Annotated in this window: 23 protein-coding genes and 1 tRNA gene; 5 read left to right on the top strand and 19 right to left on the bottom strand. The window is 60.4% G+C overall.

Annotation, left to right across the window (positions count from 1 at the left end; translation table 11 throughout):
* Positions 1-8 precede the first annotated feature (8 nt).
* From RHM62_RS05825 to RHM62_RS05795, 7 genes are all read right to left on the bottom strand, one after another.
* Positions 9-2,069 (bottom strand): DUF1631 family protein, encoded by a 2,061-nt coding sequence (locus RHM62_RS05825; RefSeq protein WP_322124602.1) that lies wholly within the window; start codon positions 2,067-2,069, stop codon positions 9-11.
* Between the two features lie 227 nt (positions 2,070-2,296).
* A complete protein-coding gene (locus RHM62_RS05820; protein WP_322124601.1) occupies positions 2,297-2,470 on the bottom strand; it encodes a hypothetical protein in 174 nt (57 codons plus the stop codon).
* 7 nt (positions 2,471-2,477) lie between these two features.
* A complete protein-coding gene (locus RHM62_RS05815) occupies positions 2,478-3,452 on the bottom strand; it encodes a quinone oxidoreductase (protein WP_322124600.1) in 975 nt (324 codons plus the stop codon).
* Positions 3,453-3,512: 60 nt separating this feature from the next.
* Entirely contained in the window at positions 3,513-4,421 is a 909-nt protein-coding gene (locus RHM62_RS05810) for a DMT family transporter (RefSeq protein WP_322124599.1), read from the bottom strand.
* Positions 4,422-4,425: 4 nt separating this feature from the next.
* Entirely contained in the window at positions 4,426-5,070 is a 645-nt protein-coding gene (ribA, locus tag RHM62_RS05805) for a GTP cyclohydrolase II (RefSeq protein WP_322124598.1), read from the bottom strand.
* Between the two features lie 186 nt (positions 5,071-5,256).
* Entirely contained in the window at positions 5,257-5,940 is a 684-nt protein-coding gene (locus RHM62_RS05800) for a Fe2+-dependent dioxygenase (protein ID WP_322124597.1), read from the bottom strand.
* Positions 5,941-5,942: 2 nt separating this feature from the next.
* Positions 5,943-8,084 (bottom strand): TonB-dependent siderophore receptor, encoded by a 2,142-nt coding sequence (locus RHM62_RS05795; protein ID WP_322124596.1) that lies wholly within the window; start codon positions 8,082-8,084, stop codon positions 5,943-5,945.
* Between the two features lie 47 nt (positions 8,085-8,131).
* Here RHM62_RS05795 and RHM62_RS05790 point away from each other — a divergent pair, with 47 nt between their 5' ends.
* Positions 8,132-8,368 (top strand): hypothetical protein, encoded by a 237-nt coding sequence (locus RHM62_RS05790; RefSeq protein ID WP_322124595.1) that lies wholly within the window; start codon positions 8,132-8,134, stop codon positions 8,366-8,368.
* A gap of 51 nt (positions 8,369-8,419) precedes the next feature.
* On the opposite strand, the gene RHM62_RS05785 is transcribed toward RHM62_RS05790, so the two are convergent.
* From RHM62_RS05785 to RHM62_RS05745, 9 genes are all read right to left on the bottom strand, one after another.
* Complete coding sequence (locus RHM62_RS05785) at positions 8,420-9,424, bottom strand: ABC transporter ATP-binding protein (RefSeq protein WP_322124594.1); 1,005 nt, start codon at positions 9,422-9,424, stop codon at positions 8,420-8,422.
* Positions 9,425-9,432: 8 nt separating this feature from the next.
* Entirely contained in the window at positions 9,433-10,203 is a 771-nt protein-coding gene (locus RHM62_RS05780; RefSeq protein WP_322124593.1) for an ABC transporter permease, read from the bottom strand.
* Positions 10,193-11,032 carry an ABC transporter permease gene (locus RHM62_RS05775; RefSeq protein ID WP_322124592.1) on the bottom strand — a complete coding sequence of 280 codons (840 nt, stop codon included), beginning with the start codon at positions 11,030-11,032 and terminating at the stop codon, positions 10,193-10,195. Before RHM62_RS05775 ends, RHM62_RS05780 begins: the two co-directional genes overlap by 11 nt.
* Positions 11,029-11,838 (bottom strand): alkaline phosphatase family protein, encoded by an 810-nt coding sequence (locus tag RHM62_RS05770; RefSeq protein ID WP_322124591.1) that lies wholly within the window; start codon positions 11,836-11,838, stop codon positions 11,029-11,031. The genes RHM62_RS05775 and RHM62_RS05770 overlap by 4 nt, the downstream gene beginning before the upstream one ends.
* Before the next feature lie 7 nt (positions 11,839-11,845).
* A complete protein-coding gene (locus tag RHM62_RS05765) occupies positions 11,846-12,901 on the bottom strand; it encodes an ABC transporter substrate-binding protein (RefSeq protein WP_322124590.1) in 1,056 nt (351 codons plus the stop codon).
* Between the two features lies 1 nt (position 12,902).
* Positions 12,903-14,636, bottom strand: coding sequence for an alkaline phosphatase family protein (locus RHM62_RS05760; protein WP_322124589.1), 1,734 nt, complete (start codon positions 14,634-14,636; stop codon positions 12,903-12,905).
* Positions 14,637-14,759: 123 nt separating this feature from the next.
* On the bottom strand, positions 14,760-16,955 hold the full coding sequence (locus RHM62_RS05755; protein ID WP_322124588.1) for a TonB-dependent receptor: 2,196 nt from the start codon (positions 16,953-16,955) through the stop codon (positions 14,760-14,762).
* A 244-nt stretch (positions 16,956-17,199) separates the two neighbouring features.
* Entirely contained in the window at positions 17,200-17,814 is a 615-nt protein-coding gene (locus RHM62_RS05750; RefSeq protein ID WP_322124587.1) for an FMN-dependent NADH-azoreductase, read from the bottom strand.
* Between the two features lie 42 nt (positions 17,815-17,856).
* Positions 17,857-18,732 (bottom strand): pirin family protein, encoded by an 876-nt coding sequence (locus RHM62_RS05745; RefSeq protein ID WP_322124586.1) that lies wholly within the window; start codon positions 18,730-18,732, stop codon positions 17,857-17,859.
* Positions 18,733-18,842: 110 nt separating this feature from the next.
* Between RHM62_RS05745 and RHM62_RS05740 the strand changes: the two genes are divergently transcribed.
* Both RHM62_RS05740 and RHM62_RS05735 read left to right on the top strand, forming a co-directional pair.
* Positions 18,843-19,757, top strand: a complete 915-nt coding sequence (locus tag RHM62_RS05740) for a LysR family transcriptional regulator (RefSeq protein WP_322124585.1) — start codon at positions 18,843-18,845, stop codon at positions 19,755-19,757.
* A gap of 89 nt (positions 19,758-19,846) precedes the next feature.
* Positions 19,847-20,806: a DedA family protein/thiosulfate sulfurtransferase GlpE gene (locus RHM62_RS05735; RefSeq protein ID WP_322124584.1), complete on the top strand. Its 960-nt coding sequence runs from the start codon at positions 19,847-19,849 to the stop codon at positions 20,804-20,806.
* Positions 20,807-20,901: 95 nt separating this feature from the next.
* Here RHM62_RS05735 and RHM62_RS05730 read toward each other — a convergent pair whose 3' ends face one another.
* From RHM62_RS05730 to RHM62_RS05720, 3 genes are all read right to left on the bottom strand, one after another.
* Positions 20,902-21,342, bottom strand: a complete 441-nt coding sequence (locus RHM62_RS05730; RefSeq protein ID WP_322124583.1) for a DUF29 domain-containing protein — start codon at positions 21,340-21,342, stop codon at positions 20,902-20,904.
* 181 nt (positions 21,343-21,523) lie between these two features.
* Positions 21,524-21,599, bottom strand: a tRNA-Lys gene (locus RHM62_RS05725).
* Positions 21,600-21,679: 80 nt separating this feature from the next.
* The gene (locus RHM62_RS05720; protein ID WP_322124582.1) at positions 21,680-23,197 is read right to left on the bottom strand and encodes a DUF853 domain-containing protein; all 1,518 of its coding nucleotides are present in this window, start codon (positions 23,195-23,197) and stop codon (positions 21,680-21,682) included.
* Between the two features lie 132 nt (positions 23,198-23,329).
* Between RHM62_RS05720 and RHM62_RS05715 the strand changes: the two genes are divergently transcribed.
* Positions 23,330-24,055 carry a YebC/PmpR family DNA-binding transcriptional regulator gene (locus RHM62_RS05715; RefSeq protein WP_009666276.1) on the top strand — a complete coding sequence of 242 codons (726 nt, stop codon included), beginning with the start codon at positions 23,330-23,332 and terminating at the stop codon, positions 24,053-24,055.
* A 59-nt stretch (positions 24,056-24,114) separates the two neighbouring features.
* The gene (gene purD / locus RHM62_RS05710) at positions 24,115-25,389 is read left to right on the top strand and encodes a phosphoribosylamine--glycine ligase (protein WP_322124581.1); all 1,275 of its coding nucleotides are present in this window, start codon (positions 24,115-24,117) and stop codon (positions 25,387-25,389) included.
* Positions 25,390-25,426 lie beyond the last annotated feature (37 nt).

Raw genomic sequence — 25,426 nt, 5'->3', positions numbered from 1 at the left:
AGCTGACTTTACTGCTCTAGTGCCGCCGCCAGTGCACGGGTCACCACCGACCCGTGCGGCAAGACCTCCGCGCCCTGCTCGCGCAAGGCAGAGGCCAATTCACCGGCAGTAAACACAAAGGATTCTTCACTGTGCCGGCTGCTGAACACGAAGCGCGTGCGCAGCCGACTGATCCAGGCCAGCCGGAACGTACCGGCATTGCCATTGCTGCGCACAAACCGGACCCAACTGCCCGGCTCGATGCTGTCGACCACATGCACGAACTGATCAAGCGGTACGTCGTGCATTTCGCGGGCGCGTCGGTTGAGCCGGCGCTCGCTGGCCTTTTGGGCCACATTGACCGCCAGCTCGATGCGATGACGCGGTGAGCGCTCGGCCGGCAAGCGCACGATGGCAGCATGGCGTTCGGCCAGATTCGAAAAAAACGTCACTCGCTCCGGCGCATCCCATTTAACCGCATTGAGCCAGGCATTGATCAGCGACAGCAGGGCCGGCAACTTGCTGACCAGCTCCTTGCGTTCTTGCGGACTGACCTTGGGACGTACGCTCCAGATCAGGTCATCCATCGCCTGCAAGGCTTTGTCGAGCGCTTCCGGCTTGCGTGCCGCAACGCTGTGGGCAAGCACCAGAATGTGGATCCATTGGGTTTCCAGGAAGACTTCGACGAAACCCGCTACCTCGCCGCTCTCGATGCGCCGGGCAATATCGTTCCCGGCCAGCTCGCGCGCCTGCTGCATGTTTTCCTGGCGTCGTGCTTCATCGATACGTGGTCGCAATGCACTATGCTCGGTCTCCTGTTCGGCCAGCAGATACGCTTCGAGGTCGGCGACGACCGTGCTGTACATGCCGATCTGCTGATCGAATTCACGTTGCACTCGCTCGACAATCTGCTCGATGAGCCGGTACAGCGGATCATCGGCGAACGCATCGTGCTGCAAGCCGCGCCCCGATGCAGCCAGCTGGTCGAGCAAGCGCCGCGGCGGACAGGCCGGACTGAAAAAAAAATCCTTGTCGACCAGCGCGGTCCTGAGCAGCGGCACCTGCAAGCGCCGGAGCAATTGCTTGACGTGCTCCGGAATGGTCGAATCACCGAATACGAAGTCAAACATACGGGCCAGTAATTCAATCGCATTGTGGTCGGCCGGTGTCAGCGCATCGGCTGGTGCCTGCCGTATCGCCTCACGCAAGCTCGCCACCGGCGCTGCCTGGCGCAAGTCATCGAGATAGCCGAGCAGGGTCGCGCAGGGACCGGCTGCACTTGCAGCGACCGGTTCGCCATCGACCTGATTGAGCCACTCTTCGAGTTTGTGCCGCAGCGCGGCGTCAGCCACTCCGGCCGGCGCTGGCGACGGCCGTGACGACTGGCGACTGCGGTAATCATCGAGCAAGTCCGGCACGATACCGCGGGCGATCAGCGCCCCATTGAGGGCTGTCAGTAACGGCGCAAAATCGATCAGGACCTCAGGACGCAGCAGGCGCAAGACCAGCCGGTGCGACTGGTCCGACCCATCGAAGCGGCACCAGGCATCGTGCACGGCCCGCGCGAACACGGCCGGTCGAAACGGATTATGGGCAATGCTGATGACATCGCGCTGCAGCAGCCGGCCCAGCCGGATATTGAGTGCGACCAGCGCGGCCGAATTCTCCAGCTCGACGGCCTGGGACAGGTTGCCGATCAGAACCCGGCTTTCCATTTCCTCGAGGCTAACCAGCCTCAAGTCGGGCGCAGTTTGTAGCGTGCCGGACAACGGCGTCTGGTCGAGCGCGGCGATTTCGCCGAGCCACGCCTGCGAGAGCTGGTCGAGCACGCCACGCTGCAACTGACCGGCGTTTTTTCCGAGGTAATTCCAGGCATGGAAACTGAGCCTGGCTTCGTTGGGCAACACGCTTTGGTCAGAGAGCCGGAACATCGCGTCAGCCAGGCGTTCGATGAAGCCTGGCAGCTGCGCAGTGACTTCGGCAAGGGCGACGGGGACCAGACTCTCGATCACCCGCAGCCGGCTCGCAGCGGGCTGCGAGGAGGAGCAATGAACCACTTCAGGAGCGTGGCTGGCCGGATGGTCGGACATGGCGTCGGGTCTTCATGGTGGCGTATCGTGGAATGCAACGGACCCGCCGGACACCACGGGAAGGTGTCGGCAGGGCCGTCAAATTCTAAGAGTGTTCAACCACCGGGTTACTGCGCTAGCGCAACAAGTGCTGCAGAGACAGAGCTTCGCAACGCCAATTACACCGCATTGATACCTGACACCGTTTGCCCAGGTCCTGTCAGAGGCACCCCGCACATCATCACCAATCAGGAAAAGTACGCCTGCGATCCGAATGTAATGCCGACGATCATGATCACCGCAATCGCCAGTACGATCAGCAGCCGTCCGAACTTGGGCGAGCCATCGGATCCGTCCGGCTGCTGTTCGTCGGGATGGTCCATCGGGTTGGGCCGCGGATCTTTCGGGGGAGTGACGTTCATGCAGTCCTCATGGAATCAGAATGGTGGAGCCGGTCGTCTTGCGCGCTTCGAGGTCACGGTGGGCGCTGGCGGCGTCTGCCAGCCGATAGCGCTGATTGATCTCGATGCTGACCTTGCCGCTCTCGACCATACCGAACAGTTCGGCGGCCATGGCTTCGAGGTCTTCGCGTTTGGCGGCGTGCGAAAACAGCGTCGGGCGCGTGATGAACAGCGAGCCGCGCGAGACCAGTTCGTTAAGCGTGAACGGCGGCACCGGACCGGAGGCGCTGCCGTAGCTGACCATCAGGCCGAGCGGCGACAGGCAATCAAGCGACTGGGTAAAGGTATCCGCACCGATCGAATCGTAGACCACCGGCACGCCGGCACCGTTGGTGATTTCCTTGACGCGCTCGACAAAGTTTTCAGTGTTGTAGTTGATCACGTGGGTGCAGCCGTGGGCTTTCGCCAGCGCGCCTTTTTCGTCCGAACCGACGGTGCCGATCATCGTCACGCCAAGCGCTCTGGCCCATTGACAGGCGATCAGGCCGACACCACCGGCAGCGGCGTGGAACAGGATGGTTTCGCCGCCGCGCAGCGGGAAGGTGCGACGGAACAGGTATTGCACGGTCATGCCCTGCAACATCATCGCAGCCGCAGTATCAAGACCGATGGCATCCGGCACCCGAACCAGAATGGCTGCCGGCATCACGCGCACATCGGCGTAGGCACCGGTCGGCCGGCCGGCATAAGCAACGCGGTCGCCGACTTTCAGGTGGGTCACGCCGGCGCCAAGGGCTTCGATCACGCCGGCACCTTCCATGCCGATACCGGCTGGCAGCGGCTGCGGATACAGGCCGGTGCGGAAGTACACGTCGATGAAGTTCAGGCCGCAGGCTTCCTGGCGCACGCGCGCTTCACCCGGACCCGGATCACCGACCTCGACGTCGACGTATTCCAGTACTTCCGGCCCGCCGGTCCTGAAGATGCGAATTGCTTTTGCCATGCTGATGCTCCTGATTATTTTTATGTTGGTCGAGGGTGAAACTGAACGAGCGATACCGTATCACGCTTTTTTGCGGGACAACAGGTAGATCCCGGCCAGCACCAGACCGGTACCGGCCAGTTGGAAACCGGTGATCGGCTCGTCAAGGATCATCGCTCCCAGAAACAGCGTCGAGACCGGACCGACCATGCCGGCCTGCGACGCGGTGCCGGCACCGATGCGCGCCACCGCGAACATCGTCATCAGCACCGGCAGCACCGTACAGAAAAACGCATTGAACAGCGACAGCCAGTAGACCTCCATCGGCTGTACCAGCATGCCGGCCGGACGCAGCAAAAAGAACTGGCCGATGCAGGCCGCGCTCGAGACGCACATCGCATACGACACCAGCCGCAGCACGCCAACCCGCCGCACCATTTCGCCGGAAGCCAGCAGATACAGCGAGTACGATACGGCCGCACCGAGTACCAGCGACGCGCCAAGCAGCACGTTGGCACCGCCGGTTCGGGCATCGTGCACAAACACCAGCAGCATGCCGACGTACGAAATGAGCAGCGCGCCCCACTCGAGCGGGGTAATTTTTTTCTTCAGGAAGAGTGCTGAAATCAGCAGCACGAACGAGGGCGTCAAAAACAGGATCAGCCGTTCCAGGCCGGCGCTGATGTATTGCAGGCCAAGGAAATCAAGAAAGCTCGACAGGTAATAACCCAGCAGACCGAGCACTACGATGCGTGCCCGCTCGGCATTCGACAGGGCTGGCTCGGACCGCATTTTCCAGAACGCGATGACCAGAAAAAACGGTAGCGAGAACAGCATTCGGAAGGCGATCAACGTGACAGCATCGACGTTGTAGCGATAGATCAGCTTGGCCACGATGGCCTTGGTCGAGAACAGGATCGCGCCGGTCACGGCGATGGCCAGGCCGATCAGGAAGGTCTTGCGGGCAGTACTATCCGGCAGTGTCGTCATCCGCTTATTGCTTGTCGGGCTTAATCAGATGACCCAGCTTGGCAGCCTTGGTATCGAGGTAACGGGTATTGAAAGTGGTGCGTTCGACCAGCAGCGGAATACGTTCGGCGACGTCGATGCCGAGGACGGCCAGCGCATTGATCTTGCGCGGATTGTTGGTCATCAGGCGCAGCGACGTGATGCCCAGATGGGCCAGCATCGGCAGCACCAGGCTGTAATTGCGCTGGTCCGGCAGAAAGCCCAGTGCCTGGTTGGCTTCGACGGTATCAGCACCGCCATCCTGCAAATGATAGGCGCGCAACTTGTTGACCAGGCCGATGCCGCGCCCTTCCTGGCGCAGGTACAGCAGCACGCCACGGCCTTCGTCGGCAATCTTCTTCAGTGCTGCTTCAAGCTGGGCGCCGCAATCGCAGCGTTGGCTGAACAGCGCATCGCCGGTCAGGCATTCCGAATGCATCCGTGCCAGCACCGGGGCACCATCGCCGACATCGCCCAGCGCCATCGCCAGATGTTCCTTGCCGGTGGCGGCTTCCGTGAAGGCATGCAGGCGGAAGGTCGCCCAGGGTGTCGGCAGCTCGCAGGTGGTGGCGTATTCCAGCACGGCTTGGGGCAAGGCGCTGGTGGACTGGTCGAACTTATTTTGCGACATGGCACTTCTCACGGAGGGCAACTTCAATCAAAAAGCAAAGGCATCCGGCGACCGTTTCGGGTTGCACCGGATACTTAACAACCCGCAAGGATATCAGGCCAGCGCTAATCCGTTGCCGTCCACATCAGTTACCTGCCCTGTGATCGACACGACGAATAAAATAATTCCCGCCTTCAGCATGAATAATCACAGCACCGCCCACCGGCGCAGCAGATTGTTATAACAGCCGGTCAGCGAAATCAGGGTGCCGTGATCATCGCCGAGCTCCTGGCGCAGACGCTGGATATTCATGTCCAGGTCAAACAGCAGGCTGCGTTCGCCATCGTCCTTGACCATGCTTTGTACCCAGAAAAAAGAGGCCAGCCTCACGCCGCGCCGCACCGGATTAACCCTGTGCAAGCTGGTCGAGGGATAAAGTATCAAGTGACCCGCCGGTAACTTGACCGACTGCGCGCCATAGGTATCCTCGATCACCAGCTCACCACCGTCATAACTGGCGGGATCGCTTAAAAACAGGGTGGCCGACAGATCAGTACGAATGCGACCGGATGAACCGGCGACCGGACGAATAGCGTTATCGACATGGGTACCGAAACCGTGTCCTGCTTCATACCGGTTGAACAAGGGCGGAAATACCTTATCTGCCAGCGCGGCAGAATGAAACAAAAAACTGCGTTGCAGCGCATCGAGAACCACTTCGCCCAGCTGGCGTGCCAGACCACTTTGTTCGGCTAATTGCTGGTTATGTTTTACCCGTGATGATTGATAGCCGGCGGTCTGCTTGCCATCCTCCCAGGGAGCACTGGCAAGTGCTCCCTGGAGCCGGGCCAGTTCGTCGGGATTGAGTAGGTCAGGAATAGGCAGGATCATGGTTAAAACGCAAACTGCGCCGCTAAAGTGGCCGAGCGTCCCGGACCCGGGATGCTTTGACCGCTGGCGAGCTCGTAGGTATACGTTTTGTTGGCGACGTTATAAATATTGAGACGTAACGTGGTGCTGGCATTGACCCGGTAAGAAGCCACCGCATCGCCGACCCAGTAAGGTGCTGCCGTTATCGTGAAGTTGTCGCGGTCATCACCACGAATATTGCTGTTGCGTGCATCCATATACTGAACGCCGCCGCCAACGGTCAGCTTGGGTGTCAGTTGATATGTGGTCCAGGCACTGATGCTGTGACGCGGCATGTTGTCGAGTCGCTGGCCGACTTCAAATGCGGTGTTGGACCGCGTTACTTGACCATCCAGATAGGTATAGCCGCCAAACACATTCCAATTGGAATTGATGCGACCGGCAACGCTCAACTCCAGTCCGTTGACACGCTGGATACCATCGAGCACGAGCGGTGGTTCGCCCGGTAATCCAGGCGTGCGGGCATTGGTCTTTTCGGTCCGGAAAATCGCTGCATTGAGATCGAGCTGATTGTTCAGCACCGCCCACTTGCTGCCAAGCTCGACGCTCCGGCTTTTTTCAGGGGCGACGCGAAAGCTGCTCTCCGCAATCGGCACATTGTTATTGCCACCCGCAAGCTGCACCAGGTCAGCGCGCCCTGACGTATCGAACGACGTGCCGTAGCCGGCATACAGACTGAGCTGCGGCACCGGCTTGTAGACCAGGCCAAGACTGCCGCTGGTCTGCTTGTCCACATGCGCCAGATTGCTGACATAACCAGGCAAGCGACCGCTGTCGTCGATGCCACGCACGCTGGTCTTGACGTAGTCGTAGCGCAAGCCGCCGTTCAATTCCCATTGCGGCGTGAGCTTCATCGTATCGAACACATAAATTGCTGCCTGATCGGTGTCGAGCTGTGCCCTGGTACCGTTATAAGGCAAGGCTGTCGCCGCACGCGCAACCGGATCAAAGAGACTCGTGGTGGATCCGTTGGTGTCCAGCCGCCGCCGGTTTTCTGATTTTTGCCGGGAAAATTCAGTCCCTACCACCAGCGTATTGGCCACCCTTCCGGTATTGAACTTGACGGTCAGATCGGTTTGATTGATGAGCACCTGATCAATCTGGTCACGTGGTTTCTGGTTGCCCACCACACGCGTGTCCGCATCGATCGTCGTCAGATTCCCGGGGGCGTACCGTGGCGAGGAAAACACCGAATCGTTGTGCGTGCGCGTGACACGCAACTGGTTATGCAAGGACACGCTTTCGTTAAATTCGTGGACGATTTTTACGCTGCCCTGGTCCGACGTCAGGCGCTGGTAATCAGTGGTGTAGCCATAAAAATGACGCGTATCGACGGGTGCAATCCGGCCCTCGAAACCCGAGCCGGCCAATGAAAAATTACGCGAATTCGGGATACCCGAATCGGCCAGATTATCCTGCTCCGTATGCAGGAATCCCAGCGTCACGCGCGTCGCCGTACCCAATCCGAAGGCCAGCGTCGGCGCGACACCCCAGCGCCGGTTGCTGACCTGATCACGTCCGGCCTGATCGGCTTCATGGGCCATCAAATTCAAGCGCAAGGCAGCGCCGGGCCAGGTCTCTATCGGCGCATTGAGATCAACCGTCAGACGTTTGAGGTCGTCGGTGCCGGCACTGACTTCGATTTCACGGAAGGCATTCATGCGGGGCGCCTTGCTGACCTGGTTGATCGTGCCGCCGGTGGAACCGCGCCCGGCGAAAGCCGATGATGGGCCCTTCGTGACTTCAATCTGTTCAATGAAAAAGGGATCGCGAAAATAGTTGCCGACATCGCGGACACCATCAATCAGGATATCGTCGCGCGCAGAAAATCCGCGAATTTTCAGTTGATCGCCGGAGGGCGGATTGCCTTCACCGGCTTGCATGCTGATGCCGGTGATATTGCGCAACGCATCCCGCAAGCTCTTGACGCCCTGCTCTGCCATCAATTGATCGGGAATGACCGTGATGGTTTGCGGCAAATCAGCGAGCGGACGGGTGTATTTCGGGGAAGACAATGCACCGCCGACGTAAGGCGGCAGCGAGGTACCTTCTACCAACACTTCAACCAGTTCGGTCTGCGCTGCAGCGCCAGTGGCGTACAGCAAACTAACACTTGCAAACGCCTGCAAAAAGGCAAGATGAAAACGGCTAAATGGCAAAGCAGGAAGTGATTTCAAAGGACAACACCCTCAATGACGATCCCGCACGCAACATTGCGCTTGATGACCGGCCCGGAAATGCGGCATCCCAAATGATAGTAATTCCTATTGGCGTCAGTCAATCGCGTTTCAGCGAAGCAGGTCCCGCATCCTTATCATCCATCGCACAAAAAAAACAAAACCCAGTCGCAGCTTGGGTTTCAAGGAAATTGTCGAATGTTTTTCATTAGATATCAGCAGGGATCGTCCTGCTTTAACAGGCATGGAAAGATGTTTTTACCTTACTCAACCGGCTGAAACTGGCTGTGATCGAAGACCAGACCGACCGCGCTACCTGCAGCCAGCAAGTGCGCCGGGCTGCGATTTAGCGTGTCGACCATGAGCGCGCAACCCTGCGTCGTGACGTGATAACGGATCACGTTGCCGAGCAACTGGTGGTGCCGCACGACGGCCGGACAGCCACCTGCAGCAGCGCTGCCAGCAGCTTCCAATGAGATCGATTCGGGGCGGATCGCGAGCTGACCGTCGATCTCCAGGCCGAGCAGCACGCGCGCTTGCGACGCATCAAGCAAGTTGACATTGCCGATGAAGCGCGCCACGAAGGCAGTTGCCGGCCGCGCATAAATCGTCTCGGCGGCACCCTGCTGGACGATGCGCCCGCCGTCCATGACAACGATGCGGTCCGACAGGATCAGCGCTTCTTCCTGATCGTGCGTGACGAAGATCGTGGTCAGTTTCAGTTGCTGCTGGATGCGGCGGATTTCTTCCTGCAGCATTTTGCGGATGCGCGCATCGAGTGCCGACAACGGCTCGTCGAGCAGCAGAATGCGCGGCCGCACGACCAGCGCCCGGGCCAGCGCCACCCGCTGGCGCTGGCCGCCCGAGAGCTGGTGCACCAGCTTGTATTCGTGGCCGCCCAGTTCGACCAGCGCGATGATGGCCTCGGTGCGCTGCGCGACTACATCGGCAGGCAGGCGCTGCATTTTCAGGCCGAAACCGATATTGCCGAGCACGGTCAGGTTCGGAAACAGCGCATAACTCTGGAACACCATGCCGATGCCGCGCTGCTGCGGCGCGACCGTCGTGATGTCGCTGCCGGCGACATGGATGCGACCCTGATCGGGAGCAGTCAGTCCGGCAATGCAGCGCAGCAGCGTTGACTTGCCGCAGCCGCTGGGGCCGAGCAGCGTGACCAGTTCGCCTTCGGCGACATCGAGGGCTATGTGGTCCAGCACGGTGGTCTTGCCGAAGGTCTTTGACAGACCGGTGACACGTAAATAATCCAAGCAAACTCCTATCGGGCTAGCCGGGTGGCAATCCAGGTCACGACCAGCGTGAACAGGAAATACGTCATCACGACCGCGCTGGTGAAATGGCCGCTGGTCGAACGCATCGTGTACAGATACACATTGAGGGTCTCGAACCGGCCGCCGACGAGCATGTTGGCAAACACGAATTCGCCCAGTAAAAACGAAAACGACAGGAATAGCGCTGCCATCAGTGCCTTGCGGATATTGGGCAGCACCACGCGCAAAAAAGCCTGCGGCGTGCTCGCACCCAGCAGGTGCGCGGCATCCATCAGGTCACGCACATTGAGTCCTTGCAAACTGCTGGCCAGCGCCCGGTAAATGAACGGCAGCACGATCGTGAAGTAGCAACCGACCAGCACCCACGGCGTACCGATCAGCGGCAAGGGCCCGTCGGCATACAGTTGCAGCAGACCGACCGACGACACCACTGGCGGCACCGCGAACTGCAGCAGGATCAGCAGGTTCATCCAGCGATCCAGCCGCGGAAAATAATAGAACACGACAAAGGCGGCCGGCACGATCAGCACCGTCGCCAGCACCAGCGTAGCCACCGACACCAGCAGCGAATGGCCGAACGCGACCAGAAAACGCGGCTCGCGCAGCAGCGCCAGATACCAGTCGAACGTCAGGCCGTCCGGCAGCACGGTCGCGCCCCAGCGCTGCGACAGCGAATACAGCAGCGTCGCCAGAATCGGCATGCCGAGCAGGATCACCAGGCTCGCCACGACCATGCGGTGGTAAGTATTAGTGCGCATGGTGACTCCGTTTGAGTAGCCACTGATTGACACTAACCATCAGCACCATCAGCGCGATCAGCAGCACCGCCAGCGCTGCCGCCAGATTCGGCTCCAGGAAAATATCACCGGCCACCAGACTGGCAATGCGGATCGTCACCAGGTTGTAGTTCGAGGTCATCAGTGCATAGGCGCTGGCATACGCGCCCATCGCATTGGCAAACAGCAGGATGAAGGTGCCGAGCACCGCCGGCAGCAGCACCGGCAAACCGATCAGTTGCCAGTAGCGCAGCCGTGATGCACCGAGCAGCGCGGCGCTGGCCTGCCAGTCATCATCGAGCGCGTCGAAGGCCGGATACAGCAGCAGGATCGCCAGCGGAATCTGGAAATACGTATAGATCAGCGTCAGTCCGCCGCGCGAATACAGGCTGAACTCGCCGAGCCAGCCCCACTCGCGCAACAGCAGCGTGGCCGCGCCATTGGCACCGAGAATGATGATGAAGGCGAACGCCAGCGGCACGCCACTGAGGTTGCTGGCCATGTTGGTGAAGGCCACCGTAATATCGCGCACGCTGCCATCGACGCGCCGGATCGAGGCCGCGCCAACCAGTCCGATCAGCAGGCCGGCCAGGCTGGAGCCGGTGGCAATCCACAGGCTGTTGCCGAAGGCCTGCCGATAAAAACTGGCGCCGAGAATCTCGATGAAATTGCCGAATGACCAGGCGTCCTCGACGCGCACGCTATTGAACAGTACCCAGCCCGCCGGTGCCAGTGAAAACAAGCCGGACACCAGCAGCAGCGGCACCAGCAGCAAGGCTGGTCGCCAGTGCGTGCGCAGGCTGGCGATCATGCAGACAGCAGCGCCGGATTGCTTGCCTTGTCGTGCGCTGCCCCGAGCAGGTCGGCCAGCACGCCGCACAGTTCGACCTGACGCGGCCGTGCCAGCGGATCGTGACTGAAGCCACTGCCCATCACGAACAGCGGCACTTGCCGCTCTTCGGGCAGCACGCCGCGATGGGTGTGGTCGCGGTTCATGCCATGGTCGCTGGTGACGACGACCTGATAACCGGCCGCCAGCCAGCCCGGCAATTGCGTCGACAGCGCATTGTCAAAGCTGCGCGCGGCATTGCGGTACTGGCCGCTGTCGCCACCGTGGCGATGACCGGCGTCATCGGTATTCATCGGATGGATCAGCAAAAAATCCGGGTCGTGCCGGCGGCGCAGGATCTCGGCGTCCAGCAGCAGGTGGTCATCCGGATAGCTGTCGGCGTGATAGAACACGCCGTGTTGAATCGGCAGGCTGTCATCGTCAGTGAAGCGGTCGCGCACCGCCTCGTACGGCGAGCGGTTGTACAGTTCGCTGATCCAGTGATAGGCCGCTGCGGCCGTCGTGCCACCGGCCGCGCGCGCCAGATGAAAGATGCTGTCATGGTGCGATAGCCGCGTGACCTGGTTGTGCACCACGCCACTGTCGACCGGCCGCACGCCGGTCAGGATGCATTCGTAAAGCGGACGCGACAGCGACGGCAGTTCGCATTCCATCCGGTACAGGCTGGCCTGCCCGGCCTCGCACAGTCCCTGCAGGAAGCCCATGCCGTCATAAGCCGACTGCCAGGCAAGTCCGTCGATCAGGACGAGGATGACTTTGTTGTTCATGTCGGGCTCACTTGTTGAACATCATGACTTGCTCCTGCCACTGGCGCGGGATGGCGCGGGTGGTTTTTTCCCATGCCGCGAAATCCTGGATCGGCTTGGCGTTCTGGTATTGCGCCGCCGGCAGCATCTTGTCCTGTACGTCTTTCGGCATCACGACATTGCTGCGGATCGGGCGGGCATGACCGCGCGCCAGATTGATCTGGCCTTCGTCACTGAAAATCAATTCGCGCATCAGCTTGGCCGCGTTCGGATGTTTGGCGTGCTTGTTGATGATGGTCGTGTAACCGGCCACCAGCGAACCATCCTGCGGAATCGAGACCGTGAACTGGCTGGCATCGATCTTGTCGCGGTAGCTGAGTGCATTGAAATCCCACAGCAAAGCGACTTCGACTTCGCCTTTTTCCATGTTGGCGATGCTCGGATTGGTCAGCGACAGCCGTCCCTGACGGGCCAGTTCGGCGAACAGCTTGTAGGCCGGTGCGAGGTTTTTTTCATTGCCGCCAAACGCCAGCGCGGCGGCCAGCACGGCGCTGTTGGCTTGCGAGGCGACGCCGACTTCACCGACCGTCACGCGGTAAGTCCCGGACAGCAGATCTTTCCAGTTCTTCGGCGGATTTTTGACCAGCTTGTTGTTGCTGATGAAGGCCATCGTACCGGTGTAGGCCAGCATCCAGTGACCGTCGCCGTCCTTGGCCCAGACCGGGATCTCGTTCCAGGTCGACGGCTTGTACGCTTGCGTGACGCCCTTGGCCACGGCGATCGGTCCGAACGAATGGCCGACATCGCCGATGTCGGCCGAGGCATTGCTTTTCTCGGCATCGAACTTGGCGATTTCCTGCGCCGAACTCATGTCGGTGTCCTGATGCGTGATGCCGTATTTGGACTCCATCGCGGCCCACGACTGTTTCCAATTGGCCCAGTCGGGCGGCATGCCGACGCTGTTGACGGTGCCTTCTTTTTTGGCAGCGGCGATTAGTGCATCGAGTGGTTGCTGGGCCGTGGCGGCGGCGCTGGCGACCAGCAAGGCAGTCGCTGCCAGTGTCATGCGTAGTGTGCGTTTCATGTCATTTCTCCGTGCGCGCGGCGCGCTTGAAATCAAACAGGTTCATCAGGTCGCCAAGCGCCGGCTGGTTCAGCGGCACGTAGGGATTGCGCGGATCGCTGACCGGGTTCGGCAGATTGTCGCGGCTGCGGGATGACAGCGGCAGCATCTTCCAGTTGCGCTCGATGAATTTGAGGATGGAGGCGTGGCTGTAATAGGTGTGATCGACATGACCGCGTTTCGAGAACGGCGACACCGCGATCAGCGGGATGCGCGTGCCATCGCCGAAGAAGTCGATCGCCTGCACGTAACCGGAATCGTAATAGCCGCCACCTTCATCGAAGGTGACCAGCACGACGGTGTTTTTCCACAGCGCCGGATTGGCCTTGACGCGCGTGATGACGTCCTGCGCCAACGCATCGAAACTGGTTTCCATCGCATAGCCGGGGTGGCCCGAGATGCTGTCGTAAGGCGCGATGTAGCTCACCGCCGGGAAGGTCTTCGCATCCTTGACATCGACATAGAACTGCTGCAGGTCATGCAACTTGTGGCGGTCGGGACCGGTCATCGTCGACGTAAAAAAGGTCGGCGTATCGCACATCGCGCAGTATTCCTTGTCGGTCTTGACGCCATCGTTGCGCCCGCCCGAATACCATTTCCACGATACGCCGGCAGCCGTCAGGCCGTCACCGATATGCGGGATGGTTTGCGGCGGCAGCAGGAACTTGTCCGGTGCGACCGGCAGCAAATCCCCCGCTGGCGAATACGCCGGGTCCATGTTGTTGACCATGTAGTAGGTCTCGGGTGCGCAGTTGCCATCATTGAAAGCCTTGTACGGCAAGGCTTTCAGGTGATTGCGGATACCGGCCACGCCGGGCAGCGCCATATCGTCGCAGCGGATGTAAGTGCCGCCGCGATAGCCGTCTTCGGTGTACCAGTTATTGGTGCCGGGCTGGGCATCGGGATTCTCGATCAGCTTGGCTGCCGGCATGGCGGGCTTGCCATCGGCAGTGAAGAACGAGACATCGCCAGTGGCCAGCGCCAGGTAATTGACGGTGGTGCCACCCATGATCGGCTGATGGTAGTTATCGGCGATTGCATAGGTGTCGGCCAGGTGCTTGAAGTACGGCGCGTCGCCGGTCGACATGTTGTAGAAGCCCATCGCCACGCCGCCCTGAAAGGTCGGCTTGCCCGGACCCAGCGGCAGCCACGGATTGCTCGGTCCCAGGCCGGTGGTTTCGGCGACCCAGACGAACAGGTCGTTCTTGCCGCCATTGGTCTGCTGCCACATCTGATAAAAACGGTGGATCGGGTCGCCGGTATGGGCACCGTAACCGGTATGTTTGGTGATCTGGAACGGGCCGTTCGGCATCGTCTTCGGGAAGCGCGCATCCGGAATATCCTGGCGCTGGCCGAACGCGCCGAGGGCGTAAGGTTGCGGCAACGTCGGATAGGTCCCGACGGTTTTTGGTGTCGGGGTATAGGCGCCGAAATTTTCGGCGGTCTTTTGTGCGGCATCGGCATAGCGCGGACCCGGCGAACCATCGGCCTTGATGATGCCTTTCGACAGCAGATTCGCAATGGTCTGGCCGCGCTTTGGTTGATAGGCACCGAACATATTGTCGAAGGTACGGTTTTCACCGACCAGCACAATCACGTGTTCGATCGGGGTGGTGGTGGTGGTGGTGGTTTGGGCGAGCACGGCGGCCGGCCAGCCCAGCACGCCCAGCAGCATCATCGGTACGGTCAATTTCATTGGAACACCTTCGGAAAACACTGCGGGGAGCCGCGTCATCCGCAATACGGATGCCGTGCCCCCCTGATCAATCAAGCCTGCCGGCGCGTTGCCGCGCCGGGGCGTATGGACAACCTCGCCAACTTAGATCTTGCCGCCTATCGTCAGGAACATTTGACGTGGTGCACCTACCAGCAAGGTCTGGCTGGTACCCGTCGGATCGGAGTTCGAGAAGCCGTTGCTGCCGATCGTGCTGAAGTAATCTTTGTTGAGCAGGTTGTCGACGTTGAACTGGATCGTCACATCCTTGAGCCCGCCAACCGATTTCAGCTTGTAGCCAGCCGACAGATTCATCAGCCAGAAATTCGGTACCGAGGCGTCATTGAGGTAGGTGTAATACCGCTTGTCGGTGAACTTGGCGTTGGTGCGGGCAAACCAGTGCTCGTTCTCGTACGACAGCTCGGTGTTGAACATCAGGCGTGGTGCATCAACGACTTGTTTGCCGCTGGTGGCCACGACGCCGTTATTCAAATAGTCGGACTTGTACTTCGAATCGTTGTAGGTCAGCGAATTGAACAGCGACCATTGCGGTGCCAGTTTCAGTTCGGCGGCTGCTTCGATGCCGTTGGTGACGACCTTGCCGACGTTGGCGAAGGTGGAGGCGCAACCGACGATCGCAGGACAGTTGGCGATACCCAACTGGCGATCCTTGAACTCGGTATGGTAAGCCGCGATCGAACCGCTGATCTGGGCGCGCTTGAAGCGGTAACCGGCTTCCAGCGAGGTCGAGGTTTCCGGCTTCAGGGAGGTACTGCTGGCATTGAACGAGGTCTGCGATTGCGAGAACACGCCGCCGATCCCCGGCGAGAATGCACGCATGTTTTCTGCCAGCGACGTAAACAGCTCGTCATCGCGGGTCACGGCAAAGTTCAGACCGACTTGCGGCAGGAAGGATTTTTGCGCAACGACCGAACCGGCGGCGCGGGTACCGATGACCGAGGCCGAATCAATCGCCACTTTCGGTGACTTGAAACCGAAGTTCAGCTTGAGCTTGTCATCCATCATCGACACGGTGTCCTGGGCGTAGAACTGGGTCGTCGTGGTGATGTAGTTTTGCTTGAAGTCGGTACGGAACGGATTCGACAGGTACGAATTCGTGTCACGGTTATCGACCACGGCGTAGAAGTTACGGGTCACGTCATGCAGGCTGCGCTCGGCCCAGAAACCACCGTTGATGGTGTGATTACCGAAGTCCCAGGTCAGGTCGCTGATGACACCGTCACGGCCGATCGAATACTCGGTGGTGCGGATCGAAATCGGCATCGCGGCAGAAGTGGCGACATACGGGGTGTACCAGTGACCCTGGCCGGCATTGCGATGATGGTAGAGCGTGGTCTTGAGGACGGTTGACTCGGACAATTTCACGTCCAGCGTGGCACCGGCCAGATCATCCTTGCGCAGGCCGCTGGCCTGGTAGTAGGCGTCATCAATGCTGGTTTCACCAGCCGTGTAGACACCGCGTGCGGCATTGACGGCTTGCTGGAAATTAGGCGCGTAGTTATCCCATTTGTAGCCCAGGCGCCTGGTCATTTCGAGCGACATGTCCTGGTAATCGATTTCTTTGCGGTCCGAGTGATTGTAGAAAACCGACAGCTTGTTATCGCCAAAACGCTGCACAAGTTTGCTGTTGAACTGGTCGAGGTCTTGCGCGCCTTCGCCTTTCCATTTATCCGAACGATGGCGCGTGATGCTGACGGCGATCTTGGTGTCCGATGGCAGCATGCCGGTATCGAAACGGGCAAAGGTGCGGTAGGTGCTGTTGCTGCCGAAGGTCTGGGCAAAGGTGCCGCCCATGGTGTCGCTCGGATCCATCGACAGGAACTGGACGGTGCCGCCCAGGTTGCTGGTGGAGGCCGTGCCGACGGCACCCGAACCCTGTGACAGGTTCACGGTGCGGATGTTTTCGGACGAGATCGCGCGGCTGATGTGCAAGCCGTTGTTGTTACCGTAGCTCATGTCGCCAAGCGGAATACCGTCGAGCGTGAAGCCCATCTGGTTCTGGTTAAAACCGCGCACGCTGAAGCGGGTCGACCATTCGTAGGCACCGAACGGATCGGCTGACTGGAAGCTCACGCCCGGCAATTTTTCCAGGGTCTTCAGCGGGCTGGCGCCTGGTACGGCTTTGGCCAGATCAGCGCTGGTGAGCTTTTGCAACTGGCGGGTTTGACCCTGGCCAAATACGGTGATCACTTCGGGAGCGGCTTCCTGGGCATGGGCCGACAGGGCCAGGGCTTGCAGGACCATCAAGGTCAAAGGTTTGAATCGGAAGGAATGGGCCACGGGATATCTCTCGTCAGGATGATGCATCAGGTCGTTGCGAACAACGTCGGGGAGCTTTATTTCCATCACCAAAAGTTGGAAATGGAAACATTGGGGCGGAGTGTAGCCACCGCTTGTTACCACCAGATGACATCATTACTTACCGAAAATAGGTATTTCCCGTGCCTCTTCGAGGCGGAAACGGCAGCGACGAATCTGCTTCGTCGCTGCCGCTTTTACTGGTATTGCTGCCCGTGCTGAAAAGTCAGGCCGGCACCAGCTCCTCGATGGTGCTGCGGGTTTGTGCCAGTGCCTTGGCAACCGCTTCGTCGCCCATTGCCAGGCCTTCGCTGTGAACAAAGGTAATGTCATCGAGCCCCATGAAACCAAGCACCGCGCGCAGATAGGTTTCATGGAAATCCATGCCTTGCGCCGGACCGCTGCTGTAGACCCCGCCTCGCGCTGTAAATACATAGACTTTCTTGCCGGTCAGCAGACCTACCGGCCCGTTGGCGGTGTACTGAAACGTCTGGCCGGCGCGGGCAACGTGATCGATCCAGGCCTTCAGCGACGAGCTCACCGAAAAGTTGTACATCGGCGCGCCGATGACGATCACGTCAGCGGCTTTCAGCTCGCTTACCAGCGTATCCGACAAGTTGGCATCGGCGGCTTGCTGCGCGCTGCGGGCGTCGGCCGGCGTGAAAAACGCGCCCAGCACCTGTTCCGTCAGATGCGGCAATGGCGTGCCGGCGACATCGCGTTCAACCACGACGATCGCAGGATCAGCGGCCTGCAAGCGGGTGACGAATTCGGCCGTGACGTCGCGTGAAATTGATCCGGTCGTGCGGGCGCTGCTGTTGATATGAAGAAGAGTAGTCATGTGATTTTCCTGAAAGTGAATTGAACGGAGTCGGGGTCGGCTTTAGTGCGCGATACGACCCATGCGACCTTGCTGGTAATCCTGCATTGCCTGCTGCAACTGCTGCTGCGTATTCATGACGAACGGGCCGTAGCGCACGATAGGTGCATCGAGCGGATCGCCGCCCAGCAGCAGCACATCGAGCATGGTGTCGCCGGCTTCCAGCAGGGCTTTGCCGGTGGCCTCGAACTGGATCAGCTGCCCCGGCGCGCCGGCTTGCCGCTCGCTGCCGAACACACCCTTGCCGGACACCACGTAGGCCGCCGCTTCGGCGACGCCATCAAGCGCAATCCCGGCACGGGCACCGGGCTGCAAGCTCAGATGCATCAGCCATGGATTGCCAAAACTGGCGACCGGTCCGGTGCGCCCGCCAAGCACGCCGGCAATCAGCCGGTACTGCACGCTGCCGTCGGCGTCGGTCCAGTTGGGGATCTGTGCGGCATCGAAGGCCTGGTATTGCGGCTCATCCATCTTGTGATCAGCCGGCAAGTTAATCCACAGCTGCGTGCCGTGCACCAGACCGCCATCGCGCAGCAAGGCTTCATCGGGACTTTCGTCATGGACGATGCCGCGACCGGCGCGCATCCATTGCGCACCACCGGCCTGCATCGTACTGACGTTGCCAAGGCTGTCGCGGTGGCGCATGCCGCCGCCGCCAAAAAAATACGTCAGTGTTTCGATCCCGGCATGCGGATGGTCCGGTGCGCCCATGGCCTTGCCAGGGGCGTAGTCGACCGGACCGAAATGGTCAACAAAAATGAACGGGCCGACCGCCTCGAGACCGGCGGCCGGGATCGCGCGCTGGACTTCAAAACCAGCGCCTTCGATGACGCGCTGGGCCTGGGTGATGCGGCTGATTTTACGGAGGGGTACAGACATGATGGCTTCCTGTCGAATCGGGTTATTCAATAAGCTGGCCTTCATCATAGGCAAGAATTACTATCGACGAAACCCCGAGAATCTTCATCATTAGCATCGATAAAATCACCATGCGCGAACCCGGCTCTCCTACTCTTGATCAATTACGTGTCTTCGTCGCGGTCGTCGATACCGGCAGTTTTTCCCGTGCCGCGCGTGACCTGCACCGCACCCAGTCGGTGGTCAGCTACACCATCGCCAACCTGGAAGCACAATTAAATTGCACGCTATTTGATCGCACCAAACGCAAACCGGCACTGACCGAAGCCGGCCAGTTGCTGCTGGCCGATGCGCGCAGCGTGGCGCTCAAGGTCGATGCGATGCGGGCGCGTGCCAAGACCTTGTCCGAGGGACTCGAAGGTGAGGTATCGCTGGCAGTCGACGTGATGTTTCCGACCGCGACGCTGGTACGTATCCTCGAGTGCTTCCAGGTCCAGTTCCCGACAGTCGCGCTGCGCTTGCGCATAGAAGCGCTGGGCGCGGTCACGCAACTGGTACTCGATGGCGTGACGCGGCTGGGCGTATCGGGCTGGATGATCGGTTCACCGGATGCAATCGAACGCCATGCGCTGGGCAGCGTGCGGCTGATCCCGGTGGTCGCACCCGGCCATCCGCTGGCGCACGCGGTCGCGCCGATTCCGACGGCCATCGCCCGCGAGCACACGCAGCTGGTGCTGACCGACCGCAGTGCGCTGACCACCGGAAAGGATTTCGGCGTGTTCGCGATGCGCGACTGGCGGCTTGGCGATCTCGGTGCCAAGCATGCGTTGCTGCGCGGCGGGCTCGGTTGGGGCCACATGCCCGAAGCGATGGTCGAGGCCGACCTCGCCAATGGCCAACTGGTGCGGCTGGAGCTGGCCGAGATGCATCCGCCCATCTATCCGCTGTATCTGATCCACCGCGCCGACCAGCCGCCCGGGCAGGCCACCCGCTGGTTGATCCAGCAATTGCGCGAGCAGGCACCGGAAGTGGCGATGCCGTCGTAAGCACCCGTGTGCCCTGCCGGGCAGCGCGCTCGCGGCCGGCCGGATTTTGTTATAGTCCGCTCCCGCCCCGCCTGACTGCCCCCGATACCATGCCCAAGTTCACCCTCCTGCTGCAGCACTATGGCTTGCTGCTGGTGTTCGCCAACGTCCTGCTCGAACAGATGGGATTGCCGATTCCGGCCTATCCGATCCTGATCGTCGCCGGCGCGCTGGCGATGCTGGGCGACTTCAGCTGGCAGGCCTGCCTGCTGGTGAGCGTCGCTGCCTGCCTGATCACGGACTTGAGCTGGCATGCCGCCGGCAAGTATTTCGGCAAGCGCATCCTCGGCCTGTTGTGTCGTATTTCGCTGTCGCCGGACAATTGCGTCAGCCACACCGAAGACATTTTCCGGCGCTGGGGACCGAAGTCCCTGCTGGTCAGCAAATTCATTCCTGGCTTCAATACAATTGCGCCGCCGCTGGCAGGCGCGATGAGAACACCGCGCGGCAGGTTCCTTTTTTTCAGCGTCAGCGGCACGCTGCTGTGGGCCGGCAGCGGACTGGCCATCGGGGCGATTTTTCACAAGAGCATCGACAAGGTGCTCGATGTGCTGAGTACGATGGGCATGACGGCGCTGGTGGTGATCGGCTCGCTGCTGGGCTTGTTCATGCTCTACAAATATGTCGAGCGACGCCGCCTGATGCGCTCGCTGTACATGGCGCGGATTTCAGTGAACCAGTTGCGCACGCTGATCGATGACGGCCTCGACCCGGTCATTGTCGACGCCCGCAGCAAGACCGCCCAGGCGCTCGAAGCGGCGATTCCCGGCGCGATCCTGTACGGCCATGACGACCACGCGGCCACCTTCGCCAGCGTGCCACGCGACCGCGACATCATCATTTATTGCAGCTGCCCGAACGAGGCATCGGCTGCGGCCATTGCGCGCAAATTGATCAATCATGGTTTCGTCAAGGTGCGGCCGCTGGTCGGCGGACTCGATGCGTGGAATGCGTGGGATGTGCCGGAGGACGGGATGGTGCTGACGGCGGTATTGCCGGTGCAGGTTTGAGGCTCACGCGAGATGAGACAGCGGCGGTATTGGCGACGGTACCCGGGACATTCGGTGCAATGCCCTGCGGTTATTGCACCGGCTCACCACCAAACTCAGGCCGGCAACCAAGCCGATTCGAGGACTTCTGCGATCGCCCAGGGGCAACTCTCGGGAAATTTGTCAAAGCCGATTCCGGTTTCCTTGCTAGCGAATGTTTTGGCACGCCCCCATACCATCTCCATCCAGCGTGCATCGTCAAGCTTGGTGCGCAGGCTGGGCACATCGTCGAGATGGAATAGCACCTGGCGTTTTTGCTCCCTGATCGTTGCCGACCAGCTGGAACCGCGGAAGTCGGCCTGAAATTCCCATTTCAGCAAATGGGCAAACAGCACCGCAAGACGACTGGCCAGCTCGCGCTGTTCGCTTTTACCGACGTCTTCAATCTCCTCTGCAATGTTTTCCAGATCAAGCTTGTCGAATTGACCCGAGCGGATCAGCCGCGCCTGTTCAATCGACCAAGCCGCTACGTCCGTCGTGTAGGAGGTGTTGTTCACGGTGGCTCCCGAGTAGTCATCAAAAATATCAGGCTAGCATGAAATCCAGCACAGATCACCCCTAGTCTGGCGTTCCTCGCGCATCCTGACTTGAGAAAGAATAAGGCCTCATCCGATGAACAACAGCTGTCCGGAAATACAAAAAGCCCACGAACGTATTCGTGGGCTTTTTGGGTATTCGTGGTAGGCCGTGCGGGATTCGAACCTGCGACCAACGGATTAAAAGTCCGCTGCTCTACCAGCTGAGCTAACGACCCGAAAACCGGCAATTCATGCCGGACCGAATTCTAACGCCTATCGGGACGATAAAACAACCTAACTGCAATATTCATTGCGTTCAGCGCTTGCCGCTTTTCAGAATCGAGCCGAGCACGCCGCGGATAATTTCGCGGCCGACCTGTGAACCGATGACCCGCACTGCGGATTTCATCATCGATTCGACCAGGCTGTCGGTGCGCCTTGCCGGCCCGCCGCTGCCGGTTGCGCTACCCAGCACGTCACGGAATTGATCGCCGATCGAGCGGCCTGCCGGCGCGGCCGGTTCACCCGGAACCGGCACCGGCGCCGCAGGACTGGCCAGCACCCGCCCCTTGATTTTTTCGTAGGCCGATTCACGATCCACGGTTTTTTCGTAGACGCCAACGACGACCGAGCCGGCCATCAAGGCGCGTCGCTCGTCATCGCTGACCGGCCCGATCTGCGATGCGGGTGGCACGATAAAACCACGCTCGACCATGGTCGGCCGGCCTTTGTCATCGAGAAATGAAATCAGCGCTTCGCCGACTTCAAGCTCGCCGATGACGCTGGCGACATCGAGCGCCGGATTGGCGCGGAAGGTTTCGGCCGCGGCCTGCACCGCTTTCTGATCGCGCGGCGTGTAGGCGCGCAGCGCGTGCTGGACGCGGTTGCCGAGCTGGCCGAGCACGCTGTCGGGAATGTCGAGCGGGTTCTGCGTCACAAAGTACACGCCGACTCCTTTCGAGCGGATCAGCCGCACGACCTGTTCGATTTTCTGCAACAGCGCTTTCGGGGCATCGGCAAACAGCAAGTGGGCTTCGTCGAAAAAGAACGCCAGCTTCGGCTTGTCGAGGTCGCCCACTTCGGGCAGGTGTTCGTACAGCTCCGACAGCATCCACAGCAGGAAGGTCGAATACAGCTGCGGCGCATTCATCAGCCGGTCGGCAGCGAGAATGTTGACGACGCCTTTGCCGGCGGCATCGGTTTGCAGCAGGTCGTCGATGTTGAGCATCGGCTCGCCAAAGAAGCGGTCGCCGCCCTGCTCGTCGATACCGACCAGGCCGCGCTGGATCGCACCGATGCTGGCCGCCGAGATGTTGCCGTACTCGGTCTGGAAGCTCGCCGCGCTCTCGCCGACTTGCTGCAGCATCGCGCGCAAATCCTTGATGTCGAGCAGCAGCAAACCCTGGTCATCGGCGATCTTGAAGACCAGTTGCAGCACGCCTTGCTGGGTGTCATTCAGGTTGAGCATGCGCGCCAGCAGCAGCGGTCCGAGATCGGAAATCGTGGCACGCACCGGATGGCCTTTTTCGCCGTAGACATCCCAGAACGTAACCGGTACGGCGGCCCATTTCAGCTCGGACAATTCCAGCAAGCTCATGCGCGCGGTGATGCGCTCGCTGGCAATACCGGGCTTGGCCATGCCGGACAGGTCGCCTTTGACATCGGCCATGAAGACCGGCACACCAATGTCGGACAGGGCTTGCGCCATCGCTTGCAGCGTGACAGTCTTGCCGGTACCGGTAGCACCGGTGATGCAGCCGTGGCGGTTGGCCAGACGCGGCAACAGGCAGAGTTCAAGCGCGCGGTTCTTCGCAATCAGGAGGGGAGTTGGCATGATCGTGGGGCTTTCTCAAGGGTTTCAGGCAGGGTCAGCGTGCTAAAATTGTAGATTGATTTTGCGGCGACCATGCGGGAATTTTGAGTCGCCCGCGATCTCCGACCACTCTATTCGCAAGGAAATATCGTCATGGCAGGACACAGCAAATGGGCCAACATCAAGCACAAGAAGGCCGCCACCGATGCCAAGCGCGGCAAGGTCTGGACCCGTCTGATCAAAGAAATCACGGTCGGCTCGCGCCTCGGTGGCGGCGACATCGCTACCAACCCGCGCCTGCGACTGGCCGTTGAAAAAGCCGCCGATGCCAACATGCCGAAAGATAACGTTCAGCGCGCCATCGCGCGCGGCACCGGCGGTCTCGATGGCGCCAACTACGAAGAAGTCCGCTACGAAGGCTATGGCATCCACGGTGCCGCCATCATCGTCGAATGCATGACCGATAACCGGGTCCGTACCGTCGCCGAAGTCCGCCATGCGTTTTCCAAGTTCGGCGGCAACATGGGTGCCGAAGGGTCGGTGGCGTTCCTGTTCCAGCATTGCGGCCAGTTCCTGTTTGCCCCCGGTACCAGCGAAGACAAATTGATGGAAGCGGCCCTCGAAGCCGGTGCCGAAGACGTGCTGACCGATGACGAAGGCGGTCTCGAAGTGCTGTGCGCGGTGCATGATTACAGTGCCGTCAAGCAGGCGCTGGAAGCGGCCGGCTTCAAGGCCGAAGTCGCCGACGTGGTCATGAAATCCGAGACCGAAACCGTGTTCAGCGGTGACGATGCGATCCGCATGCAAAAGCTGCTGGACGCCCTCGAAGATCTTGACGATGTCCAGCAGGTCTATAGCAACGCGGTCATCGACGCCTGAATTCCAGACCAGGGCACCCGCCCTGTTTTGCCAACACTCTTACTGCAGCGAAGTCTCACATGAAAATTCTGGTAGTCGGCTCAGGTGGCCGCGAACATGCACTGGCCTGGAAACTTGCCCAATCCGAACGATTGCAACTGGTCTATGTTGCTCCCGGCAATGGCGGTACCGCGCAGGATGGCCGGCTGGTCAATCTGCCGATCACCGATCCGGCCGCGCTGGCGCAATTTGCCATCGATGAACATATTGCGCTGACCGTGGTCGGCCCGGAAGTCCCGCTGGCCGCCGGCATCGTCAATCTGTTCCGCGAGCGCGGCCTGAAGATTTTCGGCCCGACCAAAGAAGCCGCGCAGCTCGAAAGCTCGAAGGACTTTGCCAAGACCTTCATGCAGCGGCACGGTATCCCGACCGCACGCAGCCAGACTTTTTCGGACAGCGCCGGTGCCCATGCGTTCATTGATGCGCAAGGTGCACCGATCGTCATCAAGGCCGATGGCCTGGCCGCTGGCAAGGGTGTCGTGGTAGCACTGGACCTGGCCGAAGCGCATGCCGCGGTCGACATGATGCTGTCCGATAACAAGCTCGGCGATGCCGGTGCCCGCGTCGTCATCGAAGAATTTCTCAGCGGCGAAGAAGCCAGCTTTATTGTCATGGTCGATGGCAAGAATATCCTCGCACTGGCCACCAGCCAGGATCACAAGCGTCTGCAGGATAACGATGCCGGCCCGAACACCGGCGGCATGGGCGCGTATTCACCCGCGCCCATCGTGACGCCGGAACTGCATGCGCGCGTGATGCGAGAGATCATCGTCCCGACCGTGCAAGGCATGGCCAAGGATGGCATCCCGTTCACCGGCTTTTTGTATGCGGGCCTGATGATCGATGAGCACGGCGGCGTCAAGACGCTGGAGTTCAATTGCCGCATGGGCGATCCGGAAACCCAGCCCATTATGGCGCGCCTCAAAACCGATCTGGTCGGCGTGATGGAGCATGCCGTCAATGGCACGCTCGACGCCGTCGAACTCGAGTGGGACCGGCGCGTCGCGCTCGGCGTGGTGATGGCTGCAGCCGGTTATCCGGATGCGCCACGCAAGGGCGACATCATCAGCGGGATTCCCGCCGAGACCGACGATTGCGTCACGTTCCATGCCGGCACGGCACTCGACAATGGCCAGTTGACGGTCACCGGCGGGCGCGTGCTGTGTGTGGTCGGTCTGGGGGACAGTGTCAAGATGGCGCAACGTCAGGCTTATCTGGCACTCGACCAGATCCATTTCGATGGCGCCCAGTTCCGCCGCGATATCGGCTGGCGGGCGCTCAAGCGGCACGGCTAAGGCAAGGTTCATGCAAGGTTAAGACCCGTCGGCAAGG

The organism is Actimicrobium sp. CCC2.4, from assembly GCF_034347385.1.
In the GTDB taxonomy this organism is placed as follows: Bacteria; Pseudomonadota; Gammaproteobacteria; order Burkholderiales; family Burkholderiaceae_D; genus Actimicrobium.
The sequence above is the reverse complement of the archived record's forward strand: the minus strand, read 5'-3'. Positions and strand labels throughout refer to the sequence as shown.

Coding starts and splice junctions, on each gene's coding strand:
- RHM62_RS05790 (WP_322124595.1), top strand. CDS start 8,132: ATGGCAAAGCAGGAAGTGATTTCAAAGGACAACACCCTCAATGACGAT.
- RHM62_RS05815 (WP_322124600.1), bottom strand. CDS start 3,452: ATGGCAAAAGCAATTCGCATCTTCAGGACCGGCGGGCCGGAAGTACTG.
- RHM62_RS05715 (WP_009666276.1), top strand. CDS start 23,330: ATGGCAGGACACAGCAAATGGGCCAACATCAAGCACAAGAAGGCCGCC.
- RHM62_RS05800 (WP_322124597.1), bottom strand. CDS start 5,940: ATGATCCTGCCTATTCCTGACCTACTCAATCCCGACGAACTGGCCCGG.
- RHM62_RS05735 (WP_322124584.1), top strand. CDS start 19,847: ATGCCCAAGTTCACCCTCCTGCTGCAGCACTATGGCTTGCTGCTGGTG.
- RHM62_RS05820 (WP_322124601.1), bottom strand. CDS start 2,470: ATGAACGTCACTCCCCCGAAAGATCCGCGGCCCAACCCGATGGACCAT.
- RHM62_RS05765 (WP_322124590.1), bottom strand. CDS start 12,901: ATGAAACGCACACTACGCATGACACTGGCAGCGACTGCCTTGCTGGTC.
- RHM62_RS05740 (WP_322124585.1), top strand. CDS start 18,843: ATGCGCGAACCCGGCTCTCCTACTCTTGATCAATTACGTGTCTTCGTC.
- RHM62_RS05780 (WP_322124593.1), bottom strand. CDS start 10,203: ATGCGCACTAATACTTACCACCGCATGGTCGTGGCGAGCCTGGTGATC.
- RHM62_RS05750 (WP_322124587.1), bottom strand. CDS start 17,814: ATGACTACTCTTCTTCATATCAACAGCAGCGCCCGCACGACCGGATCA.
- purD (WP_322124581.1), top strand. CDS start 24,115: ATGAAAATTCTGGTAGTCGGCTCAGGTGGCCGCGAACATGCACTGGCC.
- RHM62_RS05775 (WP_322124592.1), bottom strand. CDS start 11,032: ATGATCGCCAGCCTGCGCACGCACTGGCGACCAGCCTTGCTGCTGGTG.
- RHM62_RS05760 (WP_322124589.1), bottom strand. CDS start 14,636: ATGAAATTGACCGTACCGATGATGCTGCTGGGCGTGCTGGGCTGGCCG.
- RHM62_RS05745 (WP_322124586.1), bottom strand. CDS start 18,732: ATGTCTGTACCCCTCCGTAAAATCAGCCGCATCACCCAGGCCCAGCGC.
- RHM62_RS05810 (WP_322124599.1), bottom strand. CDS start 4,421: ATGACGACACTGCCGGATAGTACTGCCCGCAAGACCTTCCTGATCGGC.
- RHM62_RS05825 (WP_322124602.1), bottom strand. CDS start 2,069: ATGTCCGACCATCCGGCCAGCCACGCTCCTGAAGTGGTTCATTGCTCC.
- ribA (WP_322124598.1), bottom strand. CDS start 5,070: ATGTCGCAAAATAAGTTCGACCAGTCCACCAGCGCCTTGCCCCAAGCC.
- RHM62_RS05770 (WP_322124591.1), bottom strand. CDS start 11,838: ATGAACAACAAAGTCATCCTCGTCCTGATCGACGGACTTGCCTGGCAG.
- RHM62_RS05720 (WP_322124582.1), bottom strand. CDS start 23,197: ATGCCAACTCCCCTCCTGATTGCGAAGAACCGCGCGCTTGAACTCTGC.